This is a genomic window from Halorarum salinum, assembly GCF_013402875.1.
Taxonomy (GTDB): Archaea; Halobacteriota; Halobacteria; order Halobacteriales; family Haloferacaceae; genus Halorarum; species Halorarum salinum.
Genome location: NZ_CP058579.1, coordinates 3301590 through 3322139, shown reverse-complemented (window position 1 = coordinate 3322139; position 20550 = coordinate 3301590). Strand labels below are relative to the sequence as shown.

Sequence of the window (20550 nt, the reverse complement as noted above, 5' to 3'; positions counted from 1 at the left end):
GCGGCCCCGGGCGTCCGACGGCGACGGCTCACGGCAGCGCCGCCCCCGGCGGGACGAGACGCGAGAGCCCGCCGATCGTTAGCACGGCCCCGACGGTCGCGTTGATCGCGGGGTACCACCAGTACGCCCGGGCCACGTCGACGTCGGTCCACGCGACGCCGACCGCGAGCGCCGGGTAGATCAGAAGCGGGACGCCGAGGCGCGGGTCGACGGCGCCGAACGCGACCGCCGCGAGCAGCCAGCACGCGGTGCAGTAGGCGAGGGCGTGCCGCTCCCCGAGGACCGTCGCGGTCGTTTCGATTCCGGCATCCCGGTCCGGGCCGACGTCGGGAACGGCGGAGAACGTGTGCATCGCCATCGCCCAGAGCCAGGCGCCGACGAGCGCCGCCGCGGGGGGGTGTGCGCCCGCGACCGTCGCGTAGGCAGCCGCGCCGGGGAGGACGTAGAGGCCGTTCGAGAGCGAGTCGAGCGGCGGTCGGGACTTGAACCGCGCCGGGGGCGCGCTGTAGCCGACGCCGAGGAGGAGAAACCCCGCCAGGTACGGCCACGCGGCCGCCGGCGCGAGCGGGAACAGCCCGAGTCCGAGCAGCGCCGAGGCGACGACGGCGAGCGGGATCGACGGGCCGCCACGGTAGCGGACCTCCCGCCCCTCCGCCGGGTCCTTCTTCGGGTTCCCCGCGTCCACTTCGCGGTCGAACACGTCGTTGACGCCGTACAGCAGGACGTTCGCCGGGACGAGGAAGTAGCCGAACAGGAGCCAGTTCCGGGGGTCGAACAGCGCCGGGACCGACGGGGCGCCGAAGGCGAGGCCGACGAGCACCGGCCCGGCGAGGTAGAGCCAGAACCGCGGCCGGGAGGCGGCGACGAGCGCGCCGACCCGGGAGGCGGGCGCTCCCGGCGTGGACGGGTTCGAGGTCACGGCTCACTCACGCGCCATGACCTCCGCGGTGAGCAACCCGCTGATCAGACACATCGGGACGCCGATGCCGGGGGTGGTGTACGAGCCGGTGAAGTAGAGCCCGTCGACCGCCGAGGAACGGTGTCCGGGGCGGAACGGCGCCGTCTGCCGGAGGGTGTGTGCCAGCCCGAGCGCCGTGCCGTTCCGCGCGTTGTACCGGTCCGCGAACTCGGAGACGCTGAACGTCTCCTCGAGGACGATGCGGCCCCGGAGGTCGACGCCCGCGTGTCGGGCGACGTCGTCGAGGATGAACTCCCGGTAGCGCTCCCGCCGCTCCGGAGCGTCGTCGAGTCCGGGCGCGACGGGCACGAGCGCGAAGAGCGCGCTGTGGCCCTCCGGGGCGACCGAATCGTCCGTCCGGGAGGGAGCACAGAGGTAGTAGGCCGGGTCGTCCGGCCAGGTCGGGTCGTCGAAGACGTCCGCGAAGTGGCCGTCCCAGTCGGTCGGGAGCACGAGCGAGTGGTGGGCGAGGGGGTCGACGTCGCCCTCGACGCCCCAGTAGCAGAGGAACGCGGAGGGGGCGTACGTCCGGGAGTCCCAGTAGTCGGCGTCGTACTGGCGTTTCCCGGGCGGCAACAGCTCCTGCTCGGTGTGGGCGTAGTCGGCGTCGGAGACGACCCGGTCCGCGAGGTGGCGGTCGCCCGACTCGGTCTCGACGGCGAACCCGCCCCAGGCGCCGTGGATGGCCGCGACCGGGGCGTCGGTGACGTACTCGACCCCGAGTTCCGTGCCGAGCGCCGCGATGCCGTCGACGACGGCCCCGATGCCGCCGTCGGGGTAGTGGACGCCGAGTTCGAAGTCGACGTGGCTCATCAGGTTGTACAGCGCCGGCGTGTTGTGGGGCGACCCGCCGAGGAACACCAGCGAGTACTGCATCAGTTGCTGGAGCTTCGGATTATCGAAGTAGCCCTCCACGTGACCCTGCATCGTCCCGAGCAGCGAGAGCCCCCGGGCGTGGCGGAGCACGTCGAGGTCGAGGAAGTCCCGGAGGCGCTCGCGGTGTTCGTAGACGAAGTGTTCCATCCCGACCTCGTAGTTCTCCCTGGCCTTCGCGAGGTACTCCTCGAACGCCTCGCCCGCGCCCGCCTCGTACGACTCGAACGTCTCCCGGTTCGACGCCCGGTCGGGCACCACGTCGACCTCGTCGCCGTCCTTGAAGAAGACGCGGTAGTGGGGGTCGAGCCGTGAGAGGGTGTAGTAGTCCGCGGGCTCCCGGTCGAAGTGGCCGAAGAACGTCTCGAACACGTCGGGCATGAGGTACCACGACGGCCCCATGTCGAACCGGAACCCGTCGGCCTCCAGCGTGGAGGCTCGTCCGCCGAGGCCGCCGTTCTTCTCCAGCAGGGTGACGTCGGCGTCCGCGTCCGCGAGGTAACAGGCCGTCGAGAGCCCGCCGAAGCCGCCACCGACGACGACCACCTCGTCGCCGGCGAGCGCCGACAGGTCCCGGGGCTCGCGCATGGAACCGTGTTACGGATGCGGGGCGCATAAAGGTGGGCGGCCCCCGGACGTCGCTCCCGGTCCGTTTTGCTCGTCGTGTATCGGCCGGCGGACGTCGGGGCCTCCCCGTCGTTCCGAATGCCGACGAGCGAGCGCGACCGTGACCTCTCCACGCAGGGCCGGCGGTCCGGAGTTGCCCACCTGAAGGAGGGGAAACACCTTACCCTTCGCCACCGTTTCCTCCGACATGAGCCAAGAACGGAGGACGACGGTCGAGGACGTGATGTCCACGCCCCTGGAGACGATCCCGAAGGACGCCTCGGTGCGGGAAGCCGCGCGGCGGATGCGGGACGAGGAGATCAGCGCGCTGGTCGTTCTCACCACGCCGCGGTCCATCATCAGCAGTACGGACGTGCTCGACGCCGTCGCCGACGGCCGGGACACCTCGGAACTGCGGGTCTCCGACGTGATGACGACCGACGTGGAGACCGCCGCGCCGGAGCTCTACCTGGAGGAGGCCGCGGCGATGATGATCACCTACGGCATCAAGCACCTCCCGGTCGTCGACGACGACTACGTCGGGATGGTCTCCTCGACCGACGTCACCGCGCACCTCTCGTAGCCGCGGTCGACGGCGCACCGGCACGAACGACGGGTTCGACGGGGCGTTCGCGCCGACGGCGGCGCCGCGACGGGGGACGAAAGCAGCGGCGTCCAGGGCTTCCTTCGAACGAAACCCACGTCGCACGCCGAGCGCGAACTCGATGCGCTGCTCCTTCGTCGAGGCCGCACGCAAGAGCCACATCACGTCGTCCTGGCTGGGCCACACCTTCCTGCGAGCCGCATCGTCGTCGCGGTCCCGGAGGTTCGTCGCGTCCGGAAATCCTGCTTTCAGACCGAGAGCCTCGGACGTCCGACGGTCCACGGTCGGACGAGACGCGCCGCGAAGTACGGGGACCACACTGACGACGATGAGTTCGAATTCGAGGTCGCCCGTACGTTCGGTGAACGGGCCGATCCGATGACTTGCGGCGTCGAAATCGGCGCTTTCAGCGGCTGAAAAGCCGGCCAAACCTCAAGTCACTCCTTCCTCTGCAACCTCCCCGATTATCGACGCCACGTGCATCACCTCACACGCCGACGCGGGTCGAAGACGGGGAACCATTCATGTCAGAAACACCACGCCGGATCCGAATCGCGCTGCTTACGAGCGGACCGACGCTCGCGAAGTGGGCCGCTACGGCGACCGAACGAATGCTCGACGAGACGTCCGCGGAGGTCGTCCTCGTGATCGAGGAGGCGTCCACGGGGGAGCGATCACCCGTCGACGCCGTCCGGCGCCTCGTCGAACTGCGGGAGTGGGGGCCGGTCGCGGCCGGCATCGAACTCCTCGCGGACGAACCCGATGCGGTCGAGCAGGTCCCGGTCCGCGACCTTGAGGGCCTGGAGGACCCGGAGTGGCTGACCTGTGATCCAGTTACCGCGGACGGCTGGAAGAATCAGCTCCCCGGACGGGCCGTCGACCGACTGGCCGGGACGGACGTAGCACTCCGATTCGGTTTCGGATTCCTCGTCGGCGAGGCGCTCTCTGCGCCCACGATGGGGGTGTTGAGCTTCCACCACGGGGATTTCCGCGAGTACCGCGGCCAACCGATGGGGTTCTGGGAGTACGTCCACGGCCGGGAGACGGCGGGGGTCACCCTCCAGCGCATCACCGAGACGCTCGACGGCGGCGAGATCCTCGCCGAGCGCCGCGTTGACATCGCCAACGCTCCGACGTGGGGCGCCGTCAAGTCCCGACTGTACGCGGCCTCCGAAGGCATGCTCGCCGAGGGAATCCGAACGCTCCGGAACGCGGATGACGAACCGGTACGGCTCTCCGAGAGCGAACTCGGCGACCTCTACACGCACCCCCGGGGGCGGCCAGTCCTGACGTACCTGCGAAAGACGGCCACGGGGAAGATACGTCAAAACGGGACTCCGTGGAGCGCCCGCCTTTCGAGGTACCATTGAGCCACGGCAGGTGCGGGAGGGAGGGACGGACCACGACCGATACGACCTCAGAACGATCAGGAGGACCAGGAGCAGCGGGATGAGGGGGCTGCAACGTCGAGGGGAACCAGGAGAAGCACTACCGAGGACATCACCACGAACTCGAGCACCATCAGCACGCTGATGACGTCGGCCGGCGTCGGCATTCTCCGGAATCGTTCGCTACGAGGTTTTTAAACTCGCCGGGTAACTGAAGCGGCGCTCGAACGGAAGCGACCACCACGACCTCGGAGCGTGGCCGCCTGATTGGTTCGCGTGGCCTTCGTAGCAGCTATTTGTACTTTCTCGACGAGAACGACGCGTCGGACGATATCGACGATCTCCTTCGTCGGTGTACCTTTCGTCGGGGCTTCACCCCTCTCGAACGACCGGAGCGTCCGAACAGCCCCTTTTCACCTGTGAACCGGTTCCTTTTGCGGATCCCGTGGCCGCCGTTCATCGGTGATATCGGCGACTGCTGCCAGACTGCGCGTTGGTCCCGAACCGGCTTCAGGGGGAACACCTGGACGTCGAAGTAGCGAGTGCCTGCGGGAACGCCCAGGTCGAATCGAACCGATCGCTCCTCGCCCCTCCGCAGACGCTCGGTCACCGTTCGCTCCGTTCGTACGGCCGCTTCGTCCATCGGTCGCCTTGGACGCTCTTCTCCTCGAGTTCCATTCACGCCGTTCCCGTCGACCGAGCAACGTCGGCCACGCGGTCGGTGTGCTTCATCCGTCTCCTCGTTCACCATCCTAGTGATTCCTCCGCCGGGAACTTCTCACGAAGTAGGCCTTCCCAGTTCCCTCGTGGGTGGCATTGACGCGGTCTACCGGCCGATTTCCGGACTTGATGAACGTTCATTGTGGAAAGGATTTACGTCGGTGTACCTGCAAGTGACGTCGATGACATCCGGGCCACTGACGCTGTATCGAGGCTGTACGCCGGTCGTTGACGCGCGCTATCACGTCGAGAGCGACCGATCGCCCGTCGAGGCGCTCATCGGCGCTCTCGCGGAGGCGGAAGGCGTCGATGCGACCGACCTTCCCTCCCTGTACGACGTCGTGGACACCGACGCGCTCAACCAGCTGTTCTCCCGCCGCGATGGGCCTGGGAACGCGGACACGGTCCTCAGTTTCCAATTCGACACGTGGAACGTGTTCGTCCGCGCCGACGGCCGGATCCGCGTCTGTGATGCGACCGAGCCCACGGACCCGGAACCCGTCTTCGACACCGTGACGGCATAAGACGACGCCGTTCGGTTCCCTCCTCCGATCTACACTTCGCTGCACTGGACGAACGAGTTCCCGTCAGTGGGTGTCGAATAGTGTACGGCGGACTTCCTGCCATCACGAACCGTGTGGGTCGTGGAACGGCCCGTTGCTTGTGGCCGTCCGGGTACATCCGCGAGAGCGATCCGGTGGTGGGCTCTCGACGTGAACGTCGACCTCCGTGCCGCCCCGGAGGGTGACCTGCACGTCGTCGGCGACGAACTGGACGAGGAGGTGCTGGCTGCCGTCGTCTCGGAAGAGTCGGCAAAGTGCATCGTGGTCGACGTACTCGTAGAGCACGAAGTCGGTCGTAGCGGGGTCCGCGTCTCCGTGCTGCGCTACGGCCTCGGTGACGGCTTCGGGGAGCGTCCGCTCTTGCTCTGGGGCGTACGTGTCCACGAAGCCCTCGGTATCGTTGGGCATGGAACTGTTACGTGAGCCGTCTCAATCAACCCTCTCGAGCGGGGGACCGTCGGCGTCGTCGGAAGGGAACCCGTCCGACGGGGCGTGTTCCGGGATGAAGACCAGTTTCTCCCGCCCGACCTTCACCCGGACGATCTGTCCATCGTCCTCCATCTCCCCGAGGAGACGGCTGATCGTCGAACTCGACAAGTTCGTGTACGTACCGAACTCCTTCTGTGGAAGCGAGCCGCCGTTGTACTCGATCAGATTACGGAAGAAGACGTCGGGAGTTACCCCGAGTTCGAAGAGAAAACCCCTCTGGCTACACAGGTTACTCGGGTCGTAGTCGCCGAGAACACCCTCCAGCTCGGGATCGTGCTGCTCGGTCGGAGTTTCGGAGCCGTTCCATGACTCCGCAGAGCGCTCGACTGACACGAATGCTCCCAATGGGGTCTCGGACACCTTCCGACGAATTCGTTCGAGGCTGAGTTCCATTTACCATCCCATAGTTATGAATCTCCGTTGAAGTTGACCCCTAATTTTTTAGGCTACATGACGTTCAATTAATGAGAAGCGGAAATCGCTGGGCGTTGACACGGGGTGGTCACGACGAGTGAATGACCCAGTGAGACACGCGCTTCGGACCCTGAACGATCGTGAGAGTCGATGCTCGTTTCAGGCAGTGCCGAGGAACCAGCCACTACGTACCTCCTTGCCGGAGGGCACGACCCGCGGACGAAACGGACGAGGACGGCGCCGTGGCCTTCCCCGACGACTCGACGGGGGTCGACGTCCCAGGCGACGGGGAGGACACGGACGCGCCGGTCGGCGGTGACGTCGGGCGACGTCGCGCTGGTCGTGCTGGTGCTCACGGCGGGACCGTGCGTCCCGTTCCGCTACGGGATCGAAGCGACTACGCGCGTCGGGGCGAGCGGCGCTCGGCCGGCTGCTCGACGAGCCGCTGCCGGAGGGGTCGGCGGACGGCCGGCCCGTGATCGAGCCGGAAGCGGATCCCGAGGCGGGCGGGGGCGTGAAAGAGGATCGATCGCTTGATCTACGTCGTCTCAGGTGGGACTCATCTGGATGTTGAGCCCCTTCTGGATGATCTGGGTGAACGCCATCGAGCAGAGGAAGTACCAGATGATCCACGTCGGCATGATGAAGATGCCGTCCGTCCAGGCGACCTGTCCCGCGATCGGGAGCACCACGTCCGCGAACTCCGCGTTCGGGTCGCCGCTGGCGCCGCGGAAGCCGATCTTCCAGTAGAGCCAGAGGAAGAAGGGGATGGTGAACACCATGATCCACACCATCGGGCGGAACTGCTCTTTGAACATGCCGAGCTGGTCGCCCATCGCGTCCATCTGTTCGTCCTGGATGCGGTCCATCGCGTCGTCGTCGCCGCGCTCGCGGGCCTCCTTCATGCGGCTCTGGATGTCCTTCATCCGGTCCTGGTAGGCGGACATCCGCTCCATGTCCATGAGGTTCGCACGCAGGAGCGTCGAGTAGAGCCCGGTCAGCGTCGCGATGACCATGATGACGGCGTACAGCGGGAGCGCCTCCTGGAGCGGGCCGAGCAGGACGTCCATCCCGCCGCCGATGACGTCGCGGACCGGACCGTACGAGTAGCCGACGAAGAACAGCACGGTGACCGCGCCCGCCCCCTTGTCCCACTTGCTCCACGAGGCTCCCTCGGCGTCGGGCGCGTCCGGGAGTTCGTCCTCGCCCGTCTCGAGCCCGTCCTCGATGGCGTCGCGGTCGGCCAGGGCGAACCCGGCCTCCCCGTCCTCGAGGATCCCCCGCTCGATGAGCCGGCCCCACTGGCCGCTCGAGAGCTCCTCGCGCACGTCGACCCACTGGATCTCGCCGCCCTCCGCGCGCTCGAGGACGAGTTCGATGGCCTCGCGCATCTCGGGATCCTTCGTGAGCTCCCGGACGCGCGCTTCGATACGTGCCATTGAAACGGCGTAAGCGGTCGGCCCCTATGAAGGTTGTACTATCGACTCGACGCGTGCGGCCGATACCGGCCGCCCTCGACCCCTCGCTTCACCCTTCGACGACGTCGCGCAGCCGTTCGAACACCTCGTCCGGAGTTCCCTCGCCGTCCACCTCGACGAGCGTGCCCTCCTCGCGGTAGTGCTCGACGACGGGTTCGGTGTTCTCCCGGTAGACGCGCAGCCGTTCGCGGACGGTCTCCTCGGTGTCGTCCTCGCGCTGGACGAGTTCGCCGCCGCACTCGTCACAGGCTCCCTCCTCCTCGGGCGGGTCGAACTTGACGTGGTAGGTCGCGCCGCACTCGGAACACACCCGGCGGCCGGTGAGCCGCTCGACCAGTTCCTCCTCGGGCACGTCGAGGAAGACGACGGTGTCGAGGGCGGTCTGTTCGGAGAGGTACTCCGCCTGTTCGACGTTCCGGGGGTAGCCGTCGAGCACGAAGCCGTCGGCGTCCTCGAGGGCCGTGACGACGATCTCGTTGACCACCGGGTCCGGGACGAGTTCGCCGGCGTCCATGTACTCGCCGGGGGTCCCGTACTCCGTCTCCATCTCCTTGTTCGCCCGGAGCGCGTCGCCGGTCGTGATGTGGTCGAGGCCGTACGCCTCGGCGAGGTTCTTGCTCTGTGTCCCCTTGCCGGCGCCCGGCGGACCGAGCAGCAGGATTCGGTGGTCGCCCATATCGGAACCGTCCGCCGCCACGGTAAAAGGAGTGCTGAAAGGCGCCCGGCTTGCCCTGGACGCCCGGCCGTCACGTCCGACCCCCGACCTCCCTGACCGGAGCGCCCGGTTTTTATCGCGTTCGGCCGTACCACGACGCATGACCCGTTTCGACGCCGACGAACCGACCGAGCGCCGGAAGCTGTTCGCGGACGCCGTGACCGCCCATCGGACCCGCGGGAGCGCCTTCCTCACGGTCGAGGCGCGGGAACCCGCGCAGGCGGTGGAGTTCGGGGAGGACGCCGGCGGAGCCGACGGCGGCGAGGGGGAACCCGCCCCCGACGAACCGCGGGCGCCGCCGTGGATCCAGTTCGCGGAGAAGACGTTCAACCTCGACTGCACTGACGGGGAGCTCGACCGGCTGAACGAACTGCTGGAGGAGTACCCCGAGTTCCGCATCGACGGGATGGAGTCGCCCGAGGATGCGGAGGGGACGAACGTCCGGATCTCGGCGCGCTCGGACGCGAACCGGCTCGCGGACTTCCTGGAGCGGGCCTTCCGCGATGTGTACGGGCGGCCGGAGGGGTACCGGGCGTGGGTCGTGCGGGTCTAACCCGTCTCCCGGTCCCGATTCGGCCGCGACCGGGTCGTGACGGGACCGATCACTCCCGGCCGACGAGCACGTAGAGCCCGGCGACCGCCAGCGCGCCGACGACGAACACGAACAGCCCGGCGAGCACCGTCCCGAGCGCCCAGAGCGTCGCGTCGTCGTTCCCGCGCGCGGTGGCGTCCTGGTACACCCAGTAGGCGAGTCCGACCGGGACGAGCAGCCCGAGGACGCCGAACAGGAGGAAGACGATCAGCAGTTCCGCGCCGCCGGGGATCGCACCGAAGAGGGGGACCATGGCCGAACGATCCCCGCCCCGCCACATCAATCCGCCGACTCCGCTCAGTCGCGCACGACGACGAGGTAGTAGACGACGTACGCGAGGACGAAGCCGACGAGCGAGAGGAACAGGGAGGCGGCGGCGAGCCCGACTGCCCAGAGTTCGGGGCTGTCGGTCCGTCCCTGCGCGTCCCGGTAGATGAAGTATCCCACGAGCAGCGCGACGACGAGGTTGAACGCCAGCAGTTCGACGCCGCCGGGCATCTGTAGCGGGACGCTCGCGAGCATGGAGGGATGGAGAGGACGCGAGGACAAATAGGCAGTGGCCGCCTACCGGTCGTCCACGACCGCGGCTCCCCGGCTTCAGGCGACGTCGGGGTCGGTCAGGTCGGCGCTCATCACGAAGTCCGGTTCCTCGGAGACGCCCTCCCTCGCCGCGGCCACGTCGCTCACCGGGCGGACGCCCTCGGGGATCAGGACGCGGACGTCGTCGTACCCCTGCCGGCCGGCGTCCCGCGCGACCGCGCGGAGGACCGCCCGCGCCGCCTCGGAGGTCTCCCAGGCGCCGACGCCGTATACCCCCCAGGTCCGGGTGCCGCCGTCGTCCGCCTCGCGCTCGTCGTCGTACGCGCGGTAGCTGAACCCCCGCGTCCCGCCGTCGTTCACGACGAACAGGCGGTCGTCGTCGGCGGCCTCGCGGAGTTGCTCGCGGCGGAGTTCGGAGCAGGCCCACGACTCCTCGGCGTCCATCGCCAACCCGCGGAGGTGGGACCGGGCGTCGCTCGCGGTCCACCACGCCCACGCGGCGGCCGGGTCGGCCGACACGTCGAGGTCGGGCGCCGCGTCCGCGTCGGGGTCGGGCCGCGCCCAGCGGAACTCCGTGGCCGGTTCGAAGCCGACCGCCCGCGACTGGCCGAGGCCGGCGACGTTCCAGGAGAACACCATGTTCCGGCAGACTGCGGCGCCCCTCCCCCGAGCCCAGTCCATCAGGGCGTACGAGAGCCCCGGCGAGAGCCCCCTGCCGCGGTACGCCGGGTTCACGCGCATCCCCTGGGCCCACGCCTCCGTGTCGGTGAGCATGACGCCCTGGATGACCCCGGCCACGTCCGCGCCGTCGTCCACGTCGACGACGAAGGTCCGCTGGTCGGGCCCGTCGGTCTCGACCCAGCGGGCGAACACGTCCGGGATGTAATCGCCGTGCCGGTCGCCCCACGTGTCGCCGGTGAACGCGACGACCGCGTCCTCGTCGGCGGCGCGGGCCTGCCTGACCGTGAACGCCGGGTCCGACGTCGACCCGCTCAGACCCACGGCTTCGACTCCTCGGTGAGTTCGCCCGCGAGGCCGCGCCCCATCGCCTCCGCCGGGTTCCCGACGTTCGCGAGCGCCCACATCAGCTTCACCTTCGCCGTCCCGGGGAGGGTGTCGCCGGCCTCGACGACGCCCGCGTCGAGCAGGTCGCGGCCGGTGTCGTACACGCGGTCGCACACGCGGCCCTCGAGACACTGGCTCGTCATGGCGACGGTCGCGCCCCCGTCGACGAGCTCCCGGATCCGGGGAACGAGGTCCGTGTGGACGTGACCGAGCCCCGTCCCCTCGACGACGACGCCGGCCTTCCCGTCGAGGTAGTCGAACGCCGCCGGGTCCATGCCGGGCGTGAACTTCACGAGTTCCACCTCCGATTCGAGGTCGGGCGCGACGTCGAGGTCGACGGCGCCGCGCTCGCGGAACCCCTTCCGCCCGTCGAAGGAGACCGCCTCCGACTCGTAGTCGACCCTGCCGATGGGGTCGCCCCCGACCGTCTCGAACGCGTCGCGCCGTGAGGTGTGGTTCTTCCGGACGCGCGTGCCGCGGTGGAGCGCGCAGTAGTCGTCCGAGGGCGTCCCGTGCATGCAGACCAGCACCTCCGCGCAGTCGGACTTCGCCGCCTCGACCGCACAGACCGCGTTCATCACGTTGTCCGAGGAGGGCCGGTCCGCCGACCGCTGGCTCCCCGTGAACACGACCGGGACCGGGGTGTCGAGCATGAACGACAGCGCCGATGCCGAGTACTGCATCGTGTCGGTGCCGTGCATCACGACGACGCCGTCCGCGCCGGCCTCGATCTCCTCGTGGACCGCGCGTGCGAGCTCCTGCCACACCTCCGGGTCCATGTTCTCCGAGAGGATGTTCGCGACGACGCGTCCGCGGTAGTTCGCCCGCCCCGCGAGGTCCGGGACCGCTCTGAGCACGTCCTCGGCGTCGAACTGCGCCGTCACGGCGCCGGTGCGGTAGTCGACCGTCGAGGCGATGGTGCCGCCGGTGGAGATGAGCGAGACGGTCGGCAGGTCGTCGTCGAACTCGACCTCGGAGGCGGCCCCGTCGTCCCCGTCCCCGCCGACCTCGTGGGCGTCACGTTCGAGGACGTCGACGTCGGCGTCCGCGCGGGCGATGCCGACGTTGTAGCCCCCCTCGAGCTTCACGACCAGGTGGTCCGCGTCCGAGGAGGGCATGAGCACGCCCTCGTCGGTCACGTCCGCGTGGGTGACGCGGACGCGGTCTCCCGGGCTCGGTGTCATACCCGGGAGTGGTGCGCCGTCGGACTTCAAACTGCCCTTGTGGGGTTCGCCCCGGACGGGTTCGGCCGCGGAGGAGGACACAAGAATCATGGCGACCGGCGCACCAGGGTCGGGCATGGGAAACAGCGTCGAGGAGCTCAAGGAACTCGCCGAGCGCGACGTGGGCGACGCCGGGTCGGGGGACGGCGAGCGTGAGGAGACCGCCCCCTCGGGGGACTCGGGTTCCTCGCGGACCCGAGGCCGCCTGCTCGGCCGGTCGCCGGTCACCCTCCGCGGGTTCCTGTTCGCGCTCCTCGCGTGCGTCGCCGGCCTCGTCGCCGGCAGCGCGGTCCCGCTGGTCGGCGGGTTCACCCGCTATCTCGGTCTGGCGGTCGGGGCGTTCCTCCTGGGGCTGCTCCGCTCGCGCCGCTCGTACCTCGAGGTCGGCGCCGCGGGGGCGCTCACGGCCGCCGGGGTGTTCATCCTGAGCACGCTCACGACCGGCGGGTTCGTCGTCGGGTCCTCGCTCGTCTCCGAGTACGGCGTCCCGCTCGTCGGCGTCGGGACGACCGTCGGCTTCCTGCTGTCGCTCACCGGCTACTACTTCGGGCGCGACCTGCGTGACGGGCTGACGAGGGACGTCTAGAACGGGGAACCCGGCGCGGCGGACGACCTACGCGAGCGCCCAGGAGTCGCCGCCCTTCCGGAGCAGACCCCCGCTCTCGAGCCGACGGAGCCCCTCCTCGACGGTCGGCCGGTCGGCGCCGACCGTCTCGGCCACCGCCGACGTCGAGCCGTCGGTGGCGACCACCGCCGCGAGCAGTTCCGCGAAGAACCGCGAGTCCGCGTCCACGCCGAGTCGTTCGTTCAGCCGGTCGAGCGTCTCGGTCATGCGGCCGTGGATCCACCGCTGGGCGAGCGACAGTTCGTTCTCCAGTTCCTGCAGGCGGTCGAACTCGGTCGCCAGCTCCGCCAGGTCGTCCCGATCCGCGGGCGTCCCGTCCGGAACGTGGTCGTCGAGCCTCATGTGCGGGCAGCGGCCGTCGATGTCGAGCCCCGGGTTCGCGGGGTAGGCGCTCTTGACGCCGAACCCGTGCCGGGAGACGTTCACCTCCAGCCGGACGTCCCGGGAGATGTGGAAGTACTTGCGCCGCCTGGAGTCGGTGTGGCTCTCGACGAGCCCCGCCTCCTCCAGCCGCGAGAGGTGGTCGATGACCGCCTTCGGCGACACCCCGAGGTACTCGGAGATTTCGGTCACGTAACAGGACTTGTGCGAGAGCAGCCGGAGGATGCGTCGGCGGTTCTCGTTGCCCAGGAGATCCAGCAGTACCGCCGAGTCCATACACGTGAGGTAAGCGACCCGCGACATATAAGCCGTTCGTCGCGATCCCGTGAAGGCGTGGACCTCCACCGGTCGTGTCGTCCGGGTTCCGGAATCACGGCGTCCGGGACTCGACCCGTCCCGGCCCCGCCGCGTCCCGTCGCGGGAGCAGTCGTGCCGCGACGGCGACGGCCGCGAGCGAGGCGGCCACGCTCCCGGCCGCGAGCAGCCACCCGGGTTCGTACCGGACCGGCGGGTAGTTCGCCAGCGGGAGGCCGAGAAGGAAGCCGTAGTCGAAGAGGTCGTTCGCGAGCGCGAGGACGAGCGCCCCCGCGAGCAGCCGACGGCTCGTCCGGCCGACGTGTGCGAGCACGCCCGCCCACAGGAGGAACGCGAGGTGGGTGAGGAGGATGCCCCAGTAGGCCCACAGCGAGTCCGGGCCGAAGCCGACGTACAGGTCGGCCGGGAGGTCGGGCCTGACCAGCGGGACGTTGAGCGCGAGGAACGTCCACGCCCCCGTCTTCAGGAGCCAGACGACCGCGAGCGTCACCAGCGCGTCGAGCAGGCGGTTCCGCGGCACGTCCGCCAGCCGTCGGCCCGCGAAGGGAATCACCGCCGCCAGCACCAGCGTCCCGAGCGCGACGGCGGTGGGCGAGTCGCCGTACAGCGGCCACGCGTACGTCGGCACCGCGGGGAGCGTCTCGACGTAGTACCTTACGCCGACGAGGAACGCCAGCCCGTTCGCGAGGAGCAACAGCGCGACCGTCCACGGTGTCGTGAGGTAGAACGCCGCCAGGTCGCGCGGGACGAACTCGTCCGGTGGCACGCCCGCCGGTTCGGACGGGGGTGGGATAGCCCTCCCGGTCCCCGACCGCTCGAGCTCGCCGACCCCGTACCGCTTCGACGGGTTCGCGTCCCTCGCCGAGGAGGCGTCTCGGGGGAGAACCGGACGCCCGGCCTCCCACGCGTAACCGGCCCCCGAGCGCGTATCGATCCCGAAGCGGCCACGATCGTGGCTCATTCCGCCCTCATCCGTCAAGCGCTCTTTATCCCCTCGTGACGCTTCCATCTGGACGATTACCATGAGCATGGAACGAACAACCGTTGACAGGCACGAAACGGCGCTAGAAGTGGATCGCAGCCTTCGGTTCGGCTCGCTGCTGATGGCGCTTGCGGGCATCGCGTTCGTCGGTTACGGGGCGGCATTCCTCGCGCTCGCGTTCGTCGGCTCCGGCTTCGAACTTGGGGTCGCGACGCTGAACGGAATCACGAGCGCGGAGCTGAACGCGATCGACCCGGCCATCATGTACTACATCACCCACCTCCACGTGGCGACCGCGGCGTTCATCATCTCCACGGGGATCGCCGTCACGGCGTTGGCCTGGTACGGCGTTCGTCGCGGCCTGCGCTGGGCGTGGGCGACCGCCGTCGCGGCCGCGGTCGTGGGTCTGGCGCTCGCGCTCCCGATGCACTACACCGCGGACGCGTTCGCCCACGACTGGGTGACCCACCTCGGCCCCATCTACCTCGCGACCATCGTGTTCGTCGTCGGGGCCGCGCTGGCGTTCAAGGGGCTGGGGTCCACGGTCCGCCGGGAGTGACCGTATCGAACGACGTTTTTCGGCGCTAACGGTTCGGTTTTCGACGCTGACGGTTCATTTGGGCGTGCACTGGGTCGGCCTCGCGGCCGCGACGGACCGATTGGAACTCGACGACCGATACTGATCGGCCGGGACCGGACGGTTCCCGCGCGAGCGACCGGGCCCGCACGAGCGACCGGGGCGAAGCGCGACGAGTCCGGCGGAACGGGACGAGGACCTCGGCGGAACGGGACGAGTGCCTCGGCGGAACGGGACCGCCACCGCTATGTCGGGCCGGTCCGTCGCTTCGCCAGACTCCGCATGGACTCCGCCGCCGACGTTCGGGCGCTGTTCGCCGCCGACGGACTCCCCGAACCGGACGACCTCCCGCGGTACGTCGCGCCCCTCCCCCGCTGGCTGGAGAACTTCGGCCTCCGGTTCGCGGGCGTCATCGCGCTGATCAACCTCGTCGGGACCGCGTTCGGCTTCTGGTACTACGGCCTCCGCCCGGTTCCGGCCTCCGAGCCGCTGATCGCCGGCCAGTTCTCGGGGGAGCCGGCCGTCATGTGGGCGTTCGTCCCGGACAGCCCCGTGGCGACGCTGTTCATCGCGGTCGCGCTGGGGCTGTGGTGGCTCGGCAGGCCGAGCGAGTACTGGAACGCGCTCGCGTTCTTCGGCTGCTGGAAGCTCGGGCTCTGGACGCCGTTCGTCCTGCTGGCGTTCGCGGACGGCTTCCTCGCGAGCACGGCGGTTCCGATGTACCTGTTCCTGTTCTTCTCGCATCTCGCGATGGTGCTGGAGGCGTTCCTGATCCACCGCTTCTCGGCGTTCCCGCTCCGCGCCGTCGCGGTCGCGGCCGCGTGGTACGGCCTGAACGACCTCGTCGACTACGTCGTCCCGGTGGTCGGAACGCCCCACCACACGCTCGTCCCCGGACAGGCGTACGACGCCGCGGCCGGCGGCTTCACGCACCCGCCCGAGATCCACGCGCTCGCGGCCGCGGGCGCGGTGACGCTCACCGTGACCGCGACGCTGCTCGCGGTCGCGACGAACCGCGCGAAGGCGGCCGCCGCGGGGGCGACCGACTGAGGTCCGGCGGGCGACCGACCGGGACCGCGGGGACGACCGATTAAGGTCCCGGCGGTCGAGGGGTCGGTATGGCACTCTTCGACGCGGTCGCCGACCTCCCGCTCTCGATCGAGTCGGTCGGCCTGCGGCGGCGCGCGAGCGACACCTCCTCCGGCTTCGAACGCGTGACGACCACGTTCAGGCTCCGCGGGGGCGGCGAACTGGGGCGGGGCGAGGACGTCACCTACGACGCGCCGGACCACGACGCGCTGTTCGCGGACCCGACCGGCGCCACCGCCGCGGCCGTCCCCGCCGACGGCGACGCCGCGGCTGACTTCTCGGCCCTGGTCGGCGACTGGACGTTCGCGGAGTTCTCCGGGTTCCTGGCGGACGCCGACCTGTTCCCGCGGGGCGAGCCCGAACGGGAGACCGGCCGGCCGTACCGCCGCTGGGCCGTGGAGAGCGCGGCGCTCGACCTGGCGCTCCGCCAGGTCGACACCCACCTCGGCGACTCCGTGGGACGGGACCGCGAGCCCGTCCGGTTCGTCGCCTCGACGCGGCTGGGCGACCCGCCGACGACCGACCGCGTCGACGCCCTGGTCGAGCGCGTCCCCGGGATCGAGTTCAAACTGGACCCAACGAGCGACTGGCCCGACGCGGTGTTCGACGGCCTGCCCGCGGATCGGGTTCGCATCCTCGACCTGAAGGGGCTCTACGAGGGGACCGACGTGGACCAGGCGCCCGACCCGGAGTTCTACGAGCGCGTGCTGGCCGCGTTCCCCGGGGCGGTCGTCGAGGACCCACGGCTCACCGCGGAGACCCGCCCCGTCCTCGAGGGCCAGGAGGGACGCGTCTCGTGGGACTACCCGATCACCGGCGTCGAGAGCGTCGAGGCGCTGCCGTTCGAGCCGCGGTGGCTGAACGTGAAGCCCTCCCGGTTCGGCTCGGTCCGGTCGCTGTCCGAGACGATCGAGTGGGCCGAGGCGCGCGACGTCTCGCTGTACGGCGGCGGGCAGTTCGAACTGGGCGTCGGTCGGTCACAGCTCCAGACGCTCGCGTCGCTGTTCTACCCGGCGGGCCCCAACGACGTGGCGCCCTCGGCGTTCAACGCGGCGGTCATCCCGGACCGACTCCCCGCGAGTCCGCTCGCGCCCTCGGCCGCCCCCCGCGGGCTGGACTTCTGAGCGGAACCGGCCCGTTCCGCCCCGGGGCCGACGTTTAAGCCGGACGTCCGCGACCGGCGGGTATGGACGCCGACTTCTCCGTCGAGGACGCGCTCTCGCTCCGGACCGTCTCCGCGCCGGCGTGGAACGACGACGCCTCGCGCGCGGGCTACCTCCGGTTCGGGGACGGGGAGACGACGTTCGCGCACGGCGCCCCCGGCGGCGACCCGACCGCCGTCCCCGGCCCGGTCGGCGGGTTCGACTGGCGCCCCGGCCACCCCGACGGGGTCGCGCTGGCGGCCGACGGCGACGTGACCCTCCGCGACGTCTCGACGGGCGAGTCGCGCACGCTCGCGTCGGCGGACGCCGACCACGCCGGCGTGACGTGGGCCGGCCCCGACCGGTTGCTGTACGTCCGTGACTGCTCGGTCTGGGGCCACGACCTCGCTGACGGCGGCGTGGCCGAACTGCTGACCGACGTCCGGAGCACGCCGTTCGGCGTCGCGCCGCTGGCCGTCTCACCGGACGACGAACTGGTCGCGACGGTCCGCGACGCGGACGACGGTCCCGGCGAACTCGTCGTGTACGACGTGGACCTGGGGGAGCACGTCCGCGGCTGGCGGCCGCCGAACGACCGCGTCGTCGCCGGCTACGACTGGGTCGGCCCGGACCACCTCGTCTACGCGCTGGACGACACGGACGCGTCTGCCCGCCGGTTCCGGTCGGTCCGCGTCGGCGTCGACGACGGGCCGGGCGTCACGCTGCTCTCGGAGACGTCGGACGTGGTCTGTGTCGAGCCGACCCCCGTCGGGGCCGACGACGGCTGGTTCGCCTGCCTCTCGGACCGCGACGGCCACGCCCACCTCTACCTCGTCGACGCCGGCGCGCGTCGGGCAGCGGTCGCGAGCGATGCGGACGGCGAGGCCGCCCCGGGGTTCGACGGGGAGGGCGTCGTCCGCGTCACCGAGGGCGCGTTCGAGGCACGCGGGGACGCGACGGACCTGCCGGCGTGGTCGCCCGACGGCGAGCGCGTCGCCTTCGTGACGAACGAGGCGGACGCCGGGGAGCGCAGGCTCCACGTGGCCGACCGGGAGGGGACCGTCGAACGCGTCGTGGACGAGTCGGCGAACGTCCACTCGGTGGACTGGGGGGCGAACGACCGACTGCTGTGCGTCCGTGCGGGACGGACCGAACCGGCCGACGTGTGCGCGCTGGAGTCGGGCGCCGAGGGGCGGTCCGACGCGGACGACCCCTACGTCCGCGTCTCCGACGCGTACCCCGACCGCGAGCGCCTCTCGGCGTTCCCGGAGCCCGAACCGGTGTCGTTCGACGGGACGGGCGGGGAGACGGTTCGGGGGTACCTCTACCTCCCCGACGGGGAGGACGGGGCGTGGGCCGGCGACGACCGTCCCGCGGTGGTGTGGTGCCACGGCGGCCCGGTCCGCCAGATGCGCCGGGGGTTCCACCACATGCGGTCGTACGCGTTCTTCCACCTGTTCAACCACGTCCTCGTCTCGCGCGGCTACGCCGTCCTCGAACTGAACTACCGCGGCGGCATCGGCTACGGGCACGAGTTCGAGCAGGGCGTCGCCGGCGCCATCGGCGTCGACGACGTGGACGACTGCGTCCGCGCGGCCGAGTTCCTCCGCGGGCGTCCCGAGGTGGGCGACCGTGTGGGGCTGTGGGGGCTGAGCTACGGCGGCTTCCTGGCGAACGCGGTCGCGACGAAGACGGACGCCTACGACGCCGCCGTCAACTTCGCCGGCATCTGGGACTGGCGCGAGTGGGTCCGCTACGCGGAGTCGTTCGGCTGGGGCGCGGCCCGGCGGTTCCGGGCCCAGTTCGGCGGCGGCCCCGACGACCCCGGGACGGCGGAGGCCTACGAGGTCGCTTCCCCGTGCGAGTTCGCCGGCGACCTCGACGCGCCGCTGTTCGCGCTCCACGGCACCGACGACCCGAACGTCCACTTCGAGCAGATGGACCTGCTCGTGGACGAGCTGGTGGACCGCGGCGCGGAGTTCGAGACGGCATACTACCCGGGGGAGGACCACATGTTCCGGGAGCCCGCGACGTGGCGGGACGCGATGGGTCGAGTGCTGCCGTTCCTCGACGGCCACCTGCGGGAGTAGTCGGTTCGACCGCCTCGCTCCGGGTTCGTCACCGTTCCCGGGCGGTCACTCGGCTTCGCCCAGCTCGCCCTCCTCGTCCTGGTGGTGCGCCCTGACCCACAGCTCCCCGATGCGCGAGAGCTGGGTCCGGTAGGACTTGCCGGCGGACTCCTGTTCGACGTACCCCTTCCCGCCGGGGCCGAGCCGGTCGACGTTGTAGATGACCTTCGAGCGGAACGCGTCGGTGTACTCCTCGTTCAACTCCTCGGCGAGCGCCTTGGCGAGGTCGCTCACCGACTCGAACTCGCCGTGTTCGCCGAGTTCGAAGAGGATCACCTCCTCGAACGGCTTCACGTTCGAGAAGGAGGCGACCGGGAGTTCGACGACGTGGCTCCCGTCGATCTCCTTGGCGCCGATGGTCACGCCGCGCTCGTCGAACTCCTCCAGGAGGTCGCCGGCCGCGCGAAGGCGTTCGACGACGCGCTCCTCGTCCACGTCCTCGCCCGACCGGAGGTCCGCGAGGAGGTCCCGCCCGGCACGGAGTTCCTCGGCGAGTTCGGTCTCGAGGTACTTCTCGGGGGCGGTGTAGTAGGTGTGAATGCGGTCGCGGTCCGCCTGCCGCTCCAGCGTGATCGAGTGGGCCGCGGTGGCGAACGCGAACGAGACGGGCCGGGGCATCGCGGAGACGTTCACCCACACCTCCGCGCCGGCGTCGAGTTCGGAGTTGATGAGGTCGTACGCCTGTTCGAAGGCGGCGTCGTAGTCGTACACGTCGGCCACGGCGACGCGCTCGGTCTCGGCGCCGAGCAGGTTGCCGAAGTCGGCCTCGAGCTTCCTGGCGAGGGTCCGGGAGTACTCGACGTTGGCCTCGCTCCCCACCGCGCCCTCGAGGAGGACGACCCGGTCCACGTCGAGCTGGTCGCGGACCAGCGGCGCGATGAGCCGGTCGTAGTCGAAGCCGACCGGGACGACGTGCGTCTGCATACGTGGTAACGGGGGTCCCGTCGGTATAAATGCCAACAGAGTCGCCCGCCGGACGCTGGTCGGCTCGCGACGCCGACCGAACGAAGCGTCGTAGGCGGTCCGTACCGGCCGGTGCTCCGCGCTCGGTGTCTCCCCTCGTCGGTCGCGCCCCGTCTCCC

Annotated in this window: 22 protein-coding genes; 9 read left to right on the top strand and 13 right to left on the bottom strand. The window is 70.1% G+C overall.

All coding sequences use genetic code 11. The annotated features are described in order from the left end of the window. Positions 1-28: 28 nt before the first annotated feature. Positions 29-919 (bottom strand): prenyltransferase, encoded by an 891-nt coding sequence (locus HUG12_RS16790; RefSeq protein ID WP_179269882.1) that lies wholly within the window; start codon positions 917-919, stop codon positions 29-31. Between the two features lie 3 nt (positions 920-922). After that, positions 923-2419 (bottom strand): phytoene desaturase family protein, encoded by a 1497-nt coding sequence (locus tag HUG12_RS16785; RefSeq protein WP_179269881.1) that lies wholly within the window; start codon positions 2417-2419, stop codon positions 923-925. A gap of 226 nt (positions 2420-2645) precedes the next feature. Between HUG12_RS16785 and HUG12_RS16780 the strand changes: the two genes are divergently transcribed. The 3 genes from HUG12_RS16780 (at position 2646) to HUG12_RS16770 (ending at position 5673) form a co-directional block, all read left to right on the top strand. Next, complete coding sequence (locus tag HUG12_RS16780) at positions 2646-3020, top strand: CBS domain-containing protein (RefSeq protein ID WP_218836340.1); 375 nt, start codon at positions 2646-2648, stop codon at positions 3018-3020. A 545-nt stretch (positions 3021-3565) separates the two neighbouring features. Then, positions 3566-4411: a formyltransferase family protein gene (locus HUG12_RS16775; RefSeq protein ID WP_179269880.1), complete on the top strand. Its 846-nt coding sequence runs from the start codon at positions 3566-3568 to the stop codon at positions 4409-4411. 920 nt (positions 4412-5331) lie between these two features. Next, positions 5332-5673 carry a HalOD1 output domain-containing protein gene (locus tag HUG12_RS16770; RefSeq protein WP_179269879.1) on the top strand — a complete coding sequence of 114 codons (342 nt, stop codon included), beginning with the start codon at positions 5332-5334 and terminating at the stop codon, positions 5671-5673. A gap of 102 nt (positions 5674-5775) precedes the next feature. Here HUG12_RS16770 and HUG12_RS16765 read toward each other — a convergent pair whose 3' ends face one another. The 4 genes from HUG12_RS16765 to HUG12_RS16750 all read right to left on the bottom strand — a co-directional run bounded on the left by HUG12_RS16765 (position 5776) and on the right by HUG12_RS16750 (position 8769). After that, a complete protein-coding gene (locus HUG12_RS16765; RefSeq protein ID WP_179269878.1) occupies positions 5776-6120 on the bottom strand; it encodes a HalOD1 output domain-containing protein in 345 nt (114 codons plus the stop codon). A gap of 21 nt (positions 6121-6141) precedes the next feature. After that, on the bottom strand, positions 6142-6594 hold the full coding sequence (locus HUG12_RS16760) for a helix-turn-helix transcriptional regulator (RefSeq protein WP_179269877.1): 453 nt from the start codon (positions 6592-6594) through the stop codon (positions 6142-6144). 569 nt (positions 6595-7163) lie between these two features. Next, the gene (locus HUG12_RS16755; protein ID WP_179269876.1) at positions 7164-8054 is read right to left on the bottom strand and encodes a DUF106 domain-containing protein; all 891 of its coding nucleotides are present in this window, start codon (positions 8052-8054) and stop codon (positions 7164-7166) included. 88 nt (positions 8055-8142) lie between these two features. Beyond that, complete coding sequence (locus HUG12_RS16750; RefSeq protein WP_179269875.1) at positions 8143-8769, bottom strand: adenylate kinase; 627 nt, start codon at positions 8767-8769, stop codon at positions 8143-8145. Between the two features lie 139 nt (positions 8770-8908). Here HUG12_RS16750 and HUG12_RS16745 point away from each other — a divergent pair, with 139 nt between their 5' ends. Continuing rightward, positions 8909-9361, top strand: coding sequence for a hypothetical protein (locus HUG12_RS16745; RefSeq protein WP_179269874.1), 453 nt, complete (start codon positions 8909-8911; stop codon positions 9359-9361). A 49-nt stretch (positions 9362-9410) separates the two neighbouring features. Here the strand turns inward: HUG12_RS16745 and HUG12_RS16740 are convergent, their stop codons facing one another. The 4 genes from HUG12_RS16740 to gatD all read right to left on the bottom strand — a co-directional run bounded on the left by HUG12_RS16740 (position 9411) and on the right by gatD (position 12189). Next, a complete protein-coding gene (locus tag HUG12_RS16740; protein ID WP_179269873.1) occupies positions 9411-9653 on the bottom strand; it encodes a hypothetical protein in 243 nt (80 codons plus the stop codon). A 44-nt stretch (positions 9654-9697) separates the two neighbouring features. Next, complete coding sequence (locus HUG12_RS16735) at positions 9698-9922, bottom strand: hypothetical protein (RefSeq protein ID WP_179269872.1); 225 nt, start codon at positions 9920-9922, stop codon at positions 9698-9700. A gap of 75 nt (positions 9923-9997) precedes the next feature. Then, the gene (locus tag HUG12_RS16730) at positions 9998-10942 is read right to left on the bottom strand and encodes a GNAT family N-acetyltransferase (protein WP_218836339.1); all 945 of its coding nucleotides are present in this window, start codon (positions 10940-10942) and stop codon (positions 9998-10000) included. Further along, a complete protein-coding gene (gene gatD / locus HUG12_RS16725) occupies positions 10933-12189 on the bottom strand; it encodes a Glu-tRNA(Gln) amidotransferase subunit GatD (RefSeq protein WP_179269871.1) in 1257 nt (418 codons plus the stop codon). Before gatD ends, HUG12_RS16730 begins: the two co-directional genes overlap by 10 nt. A 115-nt stretch (positions 12190-12304) precedes the next feature. On the opposite strand from gatD, the gene HUG12_RS16720 reads away from it, so the two are divergent. Next, positions 12305-12814, top strand: a complete 510-nt coding sequence (locus tag HUG12_RS16720) for a hypothetical protein (RefSeq protein WP_179269870.1) — start codon at positions 12305-12307, stop codon at positions 12812-12814. Positions 12815-12841: 27 nt separating this feature from the next. Here HUG12_RS16720 and HUG12_RS16715 read toward each other — a convergent pair whose 3' ends face one another. Beyond that, positions 12842-13510, bottom strand: coding sequence for an ArsR/SmtB family transcription factor (locus tag HUG12_RS16715; RefSeq protein ID WP_179269869.1), 669 nt, complete (start codon positions 13508-13510; stop codon positions 12842-12844). Between the two features lie 94 nt (positions 13511-13604). After that, entirely contained in the window at positions 13605-14315 is a 711-nt protein-coding gene (locus tag HUG12_RS16710) for a DUF1405 domain-containing protein (protein WP_246308074.1), read from the bottom strand. A gap of 256 nt (positions 14316-14571) precedes the next feature. Here HUG12_RS16710 and HUG12_RS16705 point away from each other — a divergent pair, with 256 nt between their 5' ends. The 4 genes from HUG12_RS16705 to HUG12_RS16690 all read left to right on the top strand — a co-directional run bounded on the left by HUG12_RS16705 (position 14572) and on the right by HUG12_RS16690 (position 19429). Continuing rightward, complete coding sequence (locus tag HUG12_RS16705) at positions 14572-15090, top strand: hypothetical protein (protein ID WP_179269867.1); 519 nt, start codon at positions 14572-14574, stop codon at positions 15088-15090. A 300-nt stretch (positions 15091-15390) separates the two neighbouring features. Then, entirely contained in the window at positions 15391-16158 is a 768-nt protein-coding gene (locus HUG12_RS16700) for a DUF1405 domain-containing protein (protein ID WP_179269866.1), read from the top strand. 68 nt (positions 16159-16226) lie between these two features. Next, positions 16227-17321, top strand: a complete 1095-nt coding sequence (locus HUG12_RS16695) for an enolase-like domain-containing protein (protein WP_179269865.1) — start codon at positions 16227-16229, stop codon at positions 17319-17321. A 62-nt stretch (positions 17322-17383) separates the two neighbouring features. Continuing rightward, positions 17384-19429, top strand: coding sequence for a S9 family peptidase (locus tag HUG12_RS16690; RefSeq protein ID WP_179269864.1), 2046 nt, complete (start codon positions 17384-17386; stop codon positions 19427-19429). 45 nt (positions 19430-19474) lie between these two features. Here HUG12_RS16690 and HUG12_RS16685 read toward each other — a convergent pair whose 3' ends face one another. Continuing rightward, positions 19475-20392 carry an HFX_2341 family transcriptional regulator gene (locus tag HUG12_RS16685; RefSeq protein ID WP_179269863.1) on the bottom strand — a complete coding sequence of 306 codons (918 nt, stop codon included), beginning with the start codon at positions 20390-20392 and terminating at the stop codon, positions 19475-19477. Positions 20393-20550 lie beyond the last annotated feature (158 nt).